Origin of the sequence: Olivibacter domesticus, assembly GCF_900109575.1 — a bacterium.
GTDB lineage: Bacteria > Bacteroidota > Bacteroidia > Sphingobacteriales > Sphingobacteriaceae > Olivibacter > Olivibacter domesticus.
This window is the reverse complement of record NZ_FOAF01000006.1, coordinates 65,387-78,095: the sequence shown is the minus strand read 5'-3', so window position 1 is coordinate 78,095 and position 12,709 is coordinate 65,387. Positions and strand designations below refer to the sequence as shown.

9 protein-coding genes are annotated in these 12,709 nt (G+C 42.6%); 1 reads left to right on the top strand and 8 read right to left on the bottom strand.

All coding sequences use genetic code 11. The features are described 5' to 3' along the window. Nucleotides 1–2: 2 nt before the first annotated feature. The 5 genes from BMY50_RS19300 to BMY50_RS19280 form a co-directional block, all read right to left on the bottom strand. Nucleotides 3–800 (bottom strand): sensor histidine kinase, encoded by a 798-nt coding sequence (locus BMY50_RS19300; RefSeq protein ID WP_093327741.1) that lies wholly within the window; start codon nt 798–800, stop codon nt 3–5. Continuing rightward, entirely contained in the window at nt 779–1,432 is a 654-nt protein-coding gene (locus tag BMY50_RS19295; RefSeq protein WP_093327738.1) for a hypothetical protein, read from the bottom strand. Before BMY50_RS19295 ends, BMY50_RS19300 begins: the two co-directional genes overlap by 22 nt. After that, on the bottom strand, nt 1,416–1,790 hold the full coding sequence (locus tag BMY50_RS19290; RefSeq protein ID WP_093327736.1) for a hypothetical protein: 375 nt from the start codon (nt 1,788–1,790) through the stop codon (nt 1,416–1,418). The genes BMY50_RS19295 and BMY50_RS19290 overlap by 17 nt, the downstream gene beginning before the upstream one ends. Before the next feature lie 230 nt (nt 1,791–2,020). Further along, complete coding sequence (locus tag BMY50_RS19285) at nt 2,021–3,697, bottom strand: RagB/SusD family nutrient uptake outer membrane protein (protein WP_093327733.1); 1,677 nt, start codon at nt 3,695–3,697, stop codon at nt 2,021–2,023. 5 nt (nt 3,698–3,702) lie between these two features. Continuing rightward, nucleotides 3,703–6,819 carry a SusC/RagA family TonB-linked outer membrane protein gene (locus tag BMY50_RS19280; protein ID WP_093327730.1) on the bottom strand — a complete coding sequence of 1,039 codons (3,117 nt, stop codon included), beginning with the start codon at nt 6,817–6,819 and terminating at the stop codon, nt 3,703–3,705. Between the two features lie 515 nt (nt 6,820–7,334). On the opposite strand from BMY50_RS19280, the gene BMY50_RS19275 reads away from it, so the two are divergent. After that, on the top strand, nt 7,335–8,159 hold the full coding sequence (locus BMY50_RS19275) for an MOSC domain-containing protein (RefSeq protein ID WP_093327728.1): 825 nt from the start codon (nt 7,335–7,337) through the stop codon (nt 8,157–8,159). Nucleotides 8,160–8,204: 45 nt separating this feature from the next. On the opposite strand, the gene BMY50_RS19270 is transcribed toward BMY50_RS19275, so the two are convergent. Genes BMY50_RS19270 through BMY50_RS19260 form a run of 3 tightly spaced genes read right to left on the bottom strand, consistent with a single transcriptional unit; the run spans nt 8,205 to nt 12,708 of the window. Beyond that, nucleotides 8,205–9,824, bottom strand: a complete 1,620-nt coding sequence (locus BMY50_RS19270) for an L-lactate permease (RefSeq protein ID WP_093327725.1) — start codon at nt 9,822–9,824, stop codon at nt 8,205–8,207. Continuing rightward, nucleotides 9,821–11,272 (bottom strand): BNR-4 repeat-containing protein, encoded by a 1,452-nt coding sequence (locus tag BMY50_RS19265; protein ID WP_093327722.1) that lies wholly within the window; start codon nt 11,270–11,272, stop codon nt 9,821–9,823. The genes BMY50_RS19270 and BMY50_RS19265 overlap by 4 nt, the downstream gene beginning before the upstream one ends. Further along, nucleotides 11,272–12,708, bottom strand: a complete 1,437-nt coding sequence (locus BMY50_RS19260) for a RagB/SusD family nutrient uptake outer membrane protein (RefSeq protein ID WP_093328199.1) — start codon at nt 12,706–12,708, stop codon at nt 11,272–11,274. Before BMY50_RS19260 ends, BMY50_RS19265 begins: the two co-directional genes overlap by 1 nt. Nucleotide 12,709: the final 1 nt, after the last annotated feature.

Sequence of the window (12,709 nt, the reverse complement as noted above, 5' to 3'; positions counted from 1 at the left end):
GCTTATTTATTTAGTGGAACCTCCAATGTAGCGGTGAATCCCTTGTGCTTTTGTGATACAAAGTGTATGTGTCCTCCAATCATGTTGGCGCGGTTCTCCATATTGCTCAGACCAAGGCCTTTACTTATTTCGCCTGCATTGGATAAACCGATACCATCGTCTTCATATGTTAATGTTAGTTTTTTTTCAAGCTCGTTTTCTAAATGGATGAAGACTTTTGTGGCTTTCGCATGTTTCATTGTATTGTTCAAGAGTTCCTGTACAATGCGATAAATGGATAAAGATACCTGTTCAGGAAGGGCTGTCTGTATGGGGGCGGCTACGAAATTGATGCTGAAATCGTCTGCGTTAATTTTATGGCATAAGTCTTTCAACGTCGGCACTAAACCGAATAGCGTTAAACCGGGCGGTAATAGATCATGACTGATCCGTCTAATCTGCTCCATGCCCTGACTGATCAAGGTACTGCTTTCTTCAAGCAGTGGGGTAGCGGTTTCGGGAAAAGTTGATCCGGATAATTTTAGCTGATTAAGATATAAATGAAGGGTAGCAAAGAGATTGCCGATATCATCATGTAAATCACGTGCTATACGCTTGCGCTCTATTTCGGTCGTTTCAATATTATTATATAGCAACGCGAGCTGGTGCTCCGCTTTCAGCTGATGCAACTGCAGCTTGTTTCGATATAGACGTTTCTGATACAGAATAATAAAGATTATAATGACGCCAGATAGCATAAACATGCCGAGCATACCCGCCAATAATAGGAGTTGAAGATCTATTTTCGATGAAACATCCATAAGCCTGTACCAATAAATAGATATAGAAATATATAAAAAACTGCATGTAGCGCCCACACCAACTCGTTAAAGGTAGGGCCAAATGACAAGATGGAGTTGCTGCCTAAAAAGAGGATCAAATTTCCGGAAAAATACAGAAGGAAGCCCCCATTAATCCAGAAAGCTGGCTTGCGGAAAATAACTTCTCCTCCTGGATCATTGATTTCCTTAAAGAAGAAAACAAGCGAATAACCTATAACGATGAGCGCTTCTAAACTTCTGGCATAGGTGTTGAAACTAAAGATAGATTGAAACCAGCATGCATTGATGAATGCCAAGGCTATAAAACCGACCACCACGCGCTTAGCCCACTTGTTTAAATGAGGAGGTAAGAGATGCCTGTAAAACCAGGTTAACAGGGCAAGCTCAAGGGGAGTGTAAACATGCAGGAGGGGTAAATTATTAATGCTAAAAAACCATAATCCTGTTGCTATCAATTCCGTTATGGACGCTGTTATAAGATAATAACTAAGCGACTCTAAAACGAGTGGAAACCTTTTAAAATCTACTAAGACAAAATAAAGTGGAAATAGTAATACGAATGATGAATAATTAATGAGTATTTCGGGTATGTATCTAAATAACTGTTTCATCACTGTTTAATACATTTTCTTCCGAGCAGGTAGGAGGGCACGGTTTGGAAAAATCGAATGTACCACTGGATGTTGGCTGCGCCGAAAGGGACTTGATGTCGATTATATCATTATCTTCATCATCAACACCTACCAACACAAGCTTTTCGATCATAACCCCATCTTTTTCTTCCAGCCCGAAATAAATACGTACATGTTCTGTACCCTTTTCCCGCCTGATTTCATCAAGCTCTGCTAAATCTACCCGAAAGGCCCGGATATATTCATTTTTCTTTTTACCATGCGATTGTTTGTATTTGCGCCAATTTTTGGTCCAAGTGATAGCTTCCTTTAAAGGGATTTCATAAAAGGTATCCATAATGATCAGTTTTTGTATATGATTTATGCTTGAAAACACGCGATAGCATTGTGCTATTTATGTATAAATATGTGAATATTTGTGAAATATTCAATCAAACATAGGTATTTTTTCTGATATTATATAGACTTAAGCGTATTGCCTTTTGCTTTGCAGGTTGAATATTAAGTATAAAAATAGGCGGGGTTTTTCTTAAAAACCCGCCTATTTTTATACGCGTTAAATAATCGTTAATTGTATCCCGGATTTTGTGGGAAACTACTGGTGCCTCCTTCTGTACGATCTATTTGATCTTGCGGAATGGGGCGTAGCACATGGTAATCTTTGATATTCTTTCCACCATCGGGATTATAGGCTTGCACGCGTTGCACCAATTGGTGGGTGCGCACTAAATCATACCAACGAAGTTGCTCTCCCAATAATTCTCTTCCGCGCTCTTCGAGGATAAAGTCGATATTCAGATCTGCAGCGGTAACCAGCATGGCCTGGCGATGTGTGGCATCGGCTGCTTCGTCTAATCCACTGTAAGCAGCCCGTGCACGTACCATATTGATATAGGTAACGGCTTTGTCTGTTTGACCACTGTACATAAAGGCTTCTGCTGCAATCAGGCAGGTTTCGGCTAATCGAAATGCCAGAAAGTCTCTCGACCCAAATTCATAATTGATGTCGGGCCGCTCTGGGTCCAAAAACTTGACGAGGGTAGGATATAACTTTTTGGTATAGGCATCAGGTTCTATTACCAAAAAGTTCTTGGAAGCTTTAACGGCTGGATCTAATTTGTAGCCGGGCAGCCATATAGCCGTATCGCCCAATGCATAGGTGACTTCTTTACCGTTAACTGTATAGGTTCCAGGTTTACTGCAATAAAATACATCCTTAAAGCTCTTTTTATAACGGGTATCGTTTATGCGATCGGCAAAGAGGGTGTTCAGGGTGTAATTGGTAGGCATGAAACGCTTCCAAGGTTGCCCATCTGCCAGATTTCGGTTCATGCCGGGCTGTACATCATATTCCATCAGAAAATAGCGATGCGCAGAATTTCCCGTACCGTCGGCATCGGCATCGGCACCATTGGTAAGGGCATTTTTGGTATATTGCACCGCCCAGATCACTTCATCATTACGCTCTCCTGCACCTTGTACAAATACGGATGCAAAATCATCTAACAAACGAAAACTGTAGTTGTTAATGACTCCTTCAGCCAAGGTCGCGGCATCGGCGTAATCACTATCTTTTGCTGCTTCTGAGGTGGCTCTTGTAAGTAATACCCTAGCGAGCAAATGTTCTGCTGCGGGTTTGGTTGCTCTTCCATAATCTGTTTGGGTGGCAGGTAAATTTTGCACGGCAGTACGTAGATCATCTTCAATGACCTGATAAACGTCTGTTATGCTAGCACGCGAGGCCTGCGTTGTTGGCTCTTTGGTTTCGGCAGTGCTGAGGTGTACGGCACCGAATTGCTGTATGAGCGTGAAATAATAATAGGCACGCAGAAACCGTGCTTCGCTCACCCGTGTATTACGCTGCTCTTCTGTTAGGCCTTCGATATCATTTGCCCGATCAATAACAGCATTGCAGGTATTGATGCCTATATATAAACCATTCCATAGATCGCGTACATAAGCCGTACGTGGATCAAATTGTGAGGAATACTCGTTAATGAATTTATAAGAGCCATCTGAACCCATGGTATAGGTGTCTGTACCAAAAACCGTCATCGTCATACCCATCTCGTTGGCATGGAAGGTTCTTAAGGTTGAATATGCGGCCTTTACACCATCTTCAAAGCCCTCGGGTGTAGATAGATAATTATCGTTTACCTGCGAGTGAATCTCTTCATCGAGCATGCTCTTACAGGAAATGGATAGTCCTGCGGCCAAAATACATATGATTAATATTGTTCTCATGGTTGCTAAAATTTAATGTTTAAACCAAAAAGCCAAGTGCGGCTTGGAGGAGTGTTTACCGGCAGATTTTCACTATCTGCGTTAAAATCTATGCCTTCGGGATCTACACCCTGATGCTTGTTGACGTAAGAGGAGAAGATCAGCGGTTGCTGCGCGCTTACATAGAACCTTAATGATTGTGCGCCAATCTTCGCGGCGATACGCTCCGGGAAATTATAGCCAAGATTAATGTTCCGTATCTTTAGGAAGGAACCGCTAAAATAGGCCATAGAGGTGTTATAAACAGGTTTCTCTTGATTTTGATTGGGCCGCGGATATTCATTTGTTGGATTGTTGGGGGTCCAGTAATTAACATTCAAATTATTGTAGCGGCCAAATAAGGTGTTGTGAACCTCATGAAAGCTGCTGTAAATCATGTTACCGAGATTGAAATATAAGAATACCGAGAGATCAAAACCTTTATAGCCAAAACGGTTGGTTAAGCCACCGGTTAGGGTAGGCCTATTGTTACCCAAAATAACGCGGTCCTGATCGTTGATGACGCCGTCGCCATTTTGATCTTTTACTTTGATTTCACCGGGTACTCTTCCATAACTAGCGGCTTCATCTACTTCATTGCTTTGCCAGATACCTGTCTTTTCAAAGTCGTAATATACTTGGAGCGGATGACCTATAAACCAACGGTTTCCTACATCATCCTGTGCTCCGCCATACAATTCTGTGATACTTTCTTTGTTGGTGGCAAAGTTTAGGTCCGTGTTCCATGAAAAGCCCTTTTCGTTTTCAGGTTTAATATTGGTAGAGGAAAGACTAAACTCAAAGCCTACGTTTTTTGTGGAACCTACATTTTCCATAACGGAACCATAACCGCTTGTAAAAGGCAACTGGCGTTCCATCAAAAGATCTTTGGTTTGCTGAATATAAAATTCTGCAGCACCTGATATTCTTCCACCTAATATGGCATAATCTATACCGGCATTGAATTGCCTGGTGGTTTCCCATTTTAAATTGTCGTTGCGCAACTGATTTGGCCGAAAGCCGTATCCCGCGTTCTCATCAAACGCATAGCTGGTTCGCTGTAATAAACCTTGCGTACCGTAAGGATCTATACCGGTATTGCCGGTTGAGCCATAGGTTGCGCGTAATTTTAGCAGGTCAAAAATGTTATTGTCTTGCATGAACGACTCGTTGCTGATGGTCCACCCTACTGCGATGGAAGGGAAAAATCCATAACGATGATTGCTGCCGAAACGGGAAGATCCGTCAACTCTGGCGGTTAGGGTAGCAAGGAAACGATCATCAAATATATAATTCACTCTACCCATATACGATACAATATCCCAGCGCTGAAAGTCGCTTCCTGTTCCTAAAATTTCTTCTGCTGCCCCGAAATTGAAATACTGCATCTCTTCTACAGGGATTCCTCTTACACTGATATCGGTAGCTTCTTGTTGGCGATGCTGCAAACCGAATAAACCGGTAACTTCCAAGGCGTGCTTTTCATTAAAGGTTTTATTATATTTTAAAATGTTTTCTAAGGTATAGTTAAATACCAAGTCTTCATTACCCTGTGCTGCTGCAGTACCTCCTAAGCGGGCATTGGTTTGTTTCCCCTGAAAGTTGCCAATGCGACTGTGAATAAGGTCTGGACCGAAATTTAAGCGATAGGTAAACCCCTCCGCTAATTTGACTTCACCGTAAATGCTGGTGAAAAGCCGCATGCGTTTATTTTTGTTTAACAAGGCCCCCGGTACCAATTCGGCTAGGGGATTGCTGCGTAAACCATCGGTAGTGGGTAAGAAAATAAGTTCGCCATTTTCGTCATAGGGAATACCCAGTGGGTTTTCTAGCAGGGTATCATCGTAAGGGTTTAAGCTTTGTCCATTGGTAATACTATAGTTCCCTAACATGGAGGTACCGATACGTACTCGATCACTGATTCGATGATCGATGTTCACGCGCATCGCATAACGGCTGAAATCTTGTACAGGTATGATGCCCTGATCATTCATGTAGTTAAAACTGACGTTAAATTGCGTCTTTTCTGACCCACCTAACACACTGAGTGAATGGTTCATGCTGTGGCCTGTTTGCAGCATAAGATCCTGATAGTTGGTGCTACGCCCTTCTGCAATAGAACGAAGTTCTACGGGGTCAAATAAGCCGGAGGTGTTTTGATCGGCATTTGGGTCGCTATCATCATAATTGCCGGTAGCTCTCCGTGATTCTCTTTTGAACTCCGCAAATTGCTGGCCATTCATCATCTCGATCTGCTTATATGCCTTGGAGAAACCAAACCAGTTGTCATAACTTACAGTCGTTTTTCCTGTCGTACCGCCCCGTTTGGTGGTGACAATGATGACGCCATTTGCCCCCCGGGAACCATAAATGGCTGTTGCAGAGGCATCTTTTAACACTTCCATCGAGGCGATGTCTTGTGGAGGAAAGTCTTCTAGTCCGCCTGTTATCGGAATTCCATCGATTACGTACAAGGGATCATTACCGGCTGAAAAAGATCGGTTACCGCGGATACGTACCGTGGCTGCTCCGCCAGGCCTATTGTTGGTGTTGGTTACCAGTACTCCAGCAGCTCTACCTTGTAGTGCTTGCGATGCTTGGGCAACGGGTACTTCGGCAATTGCCTTTGCGCTTACCGATGAAACGGCTCCGGTTACATCTTGTTTGCGTTGACTACCGTAACCTACTACCACTACTTCTTCGAGCGCATTTTCTTCATCAGGTTGTAGGGTGATAATGATCTGTGCAGGTTGACCGGCACTTAATACATGTTCGGAGGCTTGGTACCCTATGAAGGAAACGACCAATACATCGGCCGGAGAACCCGACTGGATAATGAAGGTACCATCTGCACCACTGGAAACTTTCTTCGTCGTTCCTTTGATGGCCACCGTGGCTCCACTTAGGGCTTGTTTGTTCTCATCTAATACTTTTCCTCGAATTTCTCGTTCTTGTCTGTTCAGATTATCGCTCAGCGCTGCTACATGTGCAGGAGGGGCGACTGCCATTACAGCAGAGGCAGAAAAGCAAGAATAAGAAAATAAAGACAGCAGTAAAACGTCTCGTTTAAACTTCTGTCGGCTCATTAGGTTCTTAAATTTCATCTGTTTGTTTTTTTAAAATGGTTAGATGAAGCCTTTGTAATCATATTAGGCTCATAATTTGTTTTAAGGTTAATAAAGCTTAGCTTACATTATTTCAAAATTGTGCATAAGGACACCACCGGAGATGTAGGATGCTACATTTCTGGAGAGTTTTGTTTCTTATGAGAGGGCTAATAACGCTAAGAAGAGAATTTAAATTCTTGAAAAGCGCCTCAATTTTAGAGATATAATCTTTTATTTTTTTGCCACGGAATCTTCATCATTAATGCGTTTACTGTTTAAATTGGACTCATACTGGTTTTTGACTAGTTTTTTATTTACCTAAAACAACGCTTAATTACAGAAAATATGTTAATAAGAAGTGTTTAATCATTTAAAAATCTACGATAACGTTTTCGTAAATAAAGGAATGACTTTTGAAATTGCTTCGGTGAGAAGAGTGATATCTGCAATAAATCTCCACTTTGCGGAGCAATGGAGTTTTTCTATTTTTGTTATTAAATCTATTTACAAACATGCTTACCATAAGTGAACTCTATATTTATCCCATAAAATCATTAGGCGGGGTATCGCTTTCTTCTGCGGAAGTTACGGACCGTGGATTTAAATACGATCGGCGCTGGATGCTGGTTGACGCGCATAACCGATTTCTTACACAACGGGAGGTTGCTCAAATGGCTTTAATAAAAGTGGCGATTGAAGAGGGGGGATTATCATTGACACACCCCCGTATGGAAGTTGTAAAGGTGCCTTTTTACCAGGAGGGACAGGACGAGCAGCTGTTTACCATCTGGAATGATACCTGTAAAGGGGTATTGGTAAAGAAGGAATTGGATGATTGGTTCAGTGATGCGCTGGCGATGAAGTGTAGGCTTGTTTATATGCCTGAGCGTACGCACCGTCAGGTGGATCAACAGTATGCACCTGATGGGATGATTACCTCTTTTTCTGATGCTTATCCTTTTTTGACAATTGGACAGGCTTCTTTAGATGATTTGAATGGCCGTTTGGATGAACCCTTACCAATGAATAGATTCAGGCCTAATATTGTATTTAGCGGTGGACATGCCTTTGAAGAGGACGTAATGCATCATATCCGAATAGGGAATATCGACTTTTATGGCGTGAAACTTTGTGCGCGTTGTGTCGTAACCACGATCGATCAGCAAACAGCCGAGAAAGCGAAAGAACCTTTAAAAACATTGGCTTCTTATCGTTCTAAAAATAAGAAGATTATGTTTGGTCAAAATTTAATTCATACTGGTGCTGGATTAATCCGTGTGGGAGATAGGTTGGAGGTTTTAAGTATGCATACGGAAGAGCGGTTTCTTGTTGGGTAGTAAAATTTTGTGCTTATGCTTTGCACATAAGCACATTTGATATAATTAGGTGGTCGGCACGAGCCATTCCCAAACATAGGCCTGCATGAATACCAGTAAACTGATCATAAATAATAATATAAGACTATGTTTGATGGTGAAGCGCAGTAGTTGTGATTCCTGACCGATTAATCCGCCACCTGCTGCTGCCACAGCAATGGATTGCGGAGAAATCATCTTGCCTACTACACCTCCGGAGGCATTCGCTGCAACCGCAACAACGGGGTTTACGCCAATCTTACTGGCCGTTTCATATTGCAATTTTCCAAATAAGGCATTGGAGGAGGTATCTGATCCCGTAATAAATACACCTAGCCATCCTAAAATGGGAGCAAAAAATGGAAAAAGTTTACCTGTATTGGCCATTGCCATTGCGAGGGTTAGGGTAATACCCGAATCATTTAGCAAATAGGCAAAGCCCATGATGAAACTGATTGTCAATATGGCATATTTCAATTGTAAAAGCGTAGCTACATAGGTGGAAAGCGCGGCCTTAAAAGAAAATTTTATGATAGGTAAGGAAAGTAAGGAAGCAATTAATATGGCCGTACCTGGGGTGGAAAGATAATTAAATCTAATAATTTTGGATAGCGGTACTCCCTGATCGTTTGCTAATACCTGATGTAAACCGGGCATGCTAATCTCGATACTTCCTAATTGGTCTAATAAACTTTTTATCGGACTTAGCCCCCACAGGATTATGAAGAGGGTAAGTAATAAAAAAGGACTGAAAGCCTTGAGCAGTTGTTGTTTTGAGTAATGTTTTTTGGCACTTACGGTGGCTGTCTGCTCTCCTTCAAAGTGCCATATATGCTTGGGCTGCCAGTATTTCAAGAACAGAATTAATGCTAACATAGAACCTACCCCGGCTATAATGTCGGGCAGTGTCGGCCCTAGATAGTTTGAGGAAAACCATTGTAATAGGGCAAAGGAAATACCAGATACGAAGATGGCCGGGAATACTGCTTTTGTATTTTTGATACCTGCTAGTAGTGTAATCAGGTAAAATGGTAACACAAACGATAGGATGGGAAGTGTTCTGCCCACCATTTGTGATAGTGCCGTTTCGGAAAGACCGGATACTTGCGATAAGACACTGATAGGGATGCCTACCGAACCAAATGCTACTGGCGCGGTATTGGCGATTAAGCAGATACCTGCTGCATATAGGGGCTTAAATCCTAAACCTGCCAGCATGGCTGCGGTAATGGCTACGGGTGCGCCATAACCTGCTGTTCCTTCTAAAAAGGCGCCAAAAGAGAAGGCTATGAGTAGCACTTGTAGTCGCCTATCGGCAGTAATGGACGCGATGAAATGCCTAATGACTATAAAAGAGCCGCTTTTTACAGTGAGGTTAAAAAGGAATAGGGCATTGATAATGATCCAGCATATTGGGAATAGACCATAAATGAAACCGTAGAGTGTGGCGAGTACGGCTAGTTTAGCAGGCATTTGATAGACCGCAAATGCAATTAGAAAGGCCACCAGTGTCGCTAATATACTGGCATGGTGACCCTTCATTTTCTTGATGATTAACGCCCAAAAAATAGTTAAAATAGGGAGTAGAGCGATCAGAATGGAGAGGATCATGGAAGGCATCGGGTTTATAATTGGTGTCCACGTCATGGCTGTAAGGGTTGTGCTTGTGGCTTAATCAACTTTTTGGTGTTTTGGATAGGTAGCTGAAATACCTGTCCGTCGGCATGCATAAAATAAAGATGCGAAGGAGATGGTTTTCTGGCATTGCCATCGGCCCATACGCCATAAAAATCTGGTTGGGCATGTAGCGGGCGTCTAACATAACCATGATTCATCGTACTGTTTTTCGTGAGCTGCGTCATTTGCCAGTTCTCTCCACCGTCATGACTGCTCCAGCGGGCAATTTCACCGCCTGGATTGTAGGCCTGGGGACCATCTACAGTGGGGCCAATAACACTGATACTATCTCCTTTCACATATAACGAACCCATATCATAGTTACTATCTGATTGTGTGATAATGTGATTGACCCATTGTGCCGACTGAAAACGTGTTAAAACCCAATTTCGTGGAGCATTTTGCGGCCCGGCTTGATAACCTTTGCTGGTAATAGTTAAAATGAGCGGCTTGCCGCTTTCATCGAAATTGATGTCTAGCAGGTAACTGTTTAACTTACTCGCCGCATAATCATTAATGAGAGCAGGGTTATGCTTGTCGGTTAATGGTAGCTGAACACGTTCGCCTGATGCCGTTTTCCACGTTTTTCCAAAATCTACCGTTTCGAGATAATATAAATTCGTTCGATAATTTAGTCCTTTCCTTTTTGGATGATAATCAAAGGCAACGCCAATTTTGCCATTTTGCTCAGCACTGATCTGGTAATGTCCTTCTTCAATGTGTGCAAGTACTTGCCATTCATTCCAGCTGATACCGTTTTGACTGGTGTTAAAGCCGATAACTCGTTGCCCTTTATTGTTGTATTTGGTAAAGAGCGCAATGAAACCTTTTCCAGAAAGGTAATACACCTGAAAATAAGAGAAGTTATTAAATGCTTTGCTTGCTCCCCCCACTTTTTCAGTGGCGTTGATGATATCAAATTTTTTGATATTATAAGGCTTCCTCGATCTTGAAATATAAGAAGGACGTGCTACGCCGTGAGAAGTAGAGAATACCCAAATATAGCCGTCATCATCTATGGAGATTACTGGGTTATCATGGGCATCTGTGGTTTTTTTATCTAACAGGATCGTTGGATTGGCTATTTTTCCGGTTCGATGATCGTAATAAGACACGTTATGCAGCAGTGTACTGTTTTGTTCGTCGGTACCGCCGAAGCAAAAAAAGGTTTTTTTAACTTGATCGGCATAGATGGCAAAAGGGCGATGGTTAGCGGGATAGGTAGCAAGACCACCACTGTATTTATAAACATAGGTGTCATTGGATGGTTGGTTCATATACCAAATGCCTTTGAACCCATTTGCTTTTTTTTGAATTAGTTTTGCTTCTGCATATTGCTTATCGGGATGAATTGCTTGTTGCCCAAAGGAGTAAGAAAATAGTAACAGTAAGGTTATAAGAACGGAGGAAGTTTTCATTAGTATCCAGGGTTTTGTTTAATCTGATCGGGGTTAATATCTATTTGAACTTGTGGTATTGGAAACAACAATTGGTGGGATTGGATGTTTTCACCTTTTTGACCCAACACTTCCAGCGCACGGCCTGTGCGTACCAGATCGAACCAACGATGGTTTTCGTAGGCCAGTTCTACACGCCGTTCTTGGGCGAGAGCATCTCTAAAGCTAACTTGATCGGGTAGGGTAGTGGCATCTTTTTCGGATAGACCGGCACGTTTCCGAATCTGGTTTAATAGCTCAAAGGCTTCGCCGTTAGGGGTGTATCCAAGCTCGTTTAAGGCTTCTGCGCGCATCAGTAAAATATCAGCGTAGCGGAGTATGGGCCAATTATTATCAGCATCCCCTGCTTCAAACAATGCGGGGTCTAAATATTTCTTCACATATCTTACAGCCACAAATTGATTGCCATTCTGATAACCTTCTGCCATGGCCGCTTCTTTCCGCTTATCGCCCACCTCATATACACTGGCCATTTCGGCCGTTGGATGATTATGTCCGGTGCCCGCGCCAATGGTGGAAACCAATTGGCCTGATTGACGGGGGGCGAAACGGTTGTTAAAGGGGCTGCCCAGTCCGTAACCGCCTTTTTTGTACTGTACTTCAAATAAGGATTCGGGGCCATTTTTATTGGAGATAGCAAATACGTCTGCATATTCAGGCATGAGCATATAAATTCCTAAATCGATCACCAATTTTGCTTGGGTAGCGGCTTGCTCCCAGTTTTGCCTAGTAAGGTAAACCTTCGCTAATAATCCCCTGGCTGCACCGGCCGTTGCTCTGCCGAGATCAGCGGCAGCATAACGAATAGGTAAGGTCTGCGCGGCAAACTCGAGATCTGTTATAATCTGCTCATATACCTCGGTACTAAGGTTTCGGGTGTAAGCATACCCTTCCTCGGGCTTTAAAATTTCCTTGGTTACCAATGGGATATCACCAAATGTTCTCACCATATTGAAATACATGAGTGCTCTGAGGAAGCGCGCTTCGGCAATATAACGATTTTTGAGCGCTTCGTCCATGGCTACGTTTCCGATACGATCTATCACCGCATTACATGATAGTATGCCCTTATAATGGTGATTCCACATATCGTCCAATAGGCCATTATTGGTCAAGGTGGTGAAATCATCAATCTGACTGATATCGATACCAGCCTGTGCATCTAATATCTCAGTATTGTCTGAGGCTACTTCCCCCACCGCATAAAGTGTTTGTCCGTACTGACCATTTTCCCTAAGGTAGGAATAGGCCGCATTTACGGCTTGCAGCATATCTTCTGGGCTGCGATAAAAGTTTTCTGTATCGGTATCGGAAATGGGCGCGCGGCCTAAAAAGTCTTTCTTACATCCGCTGTTTAATATGCATATAAATAAACAGTATAATAGTATGTTCTTCATA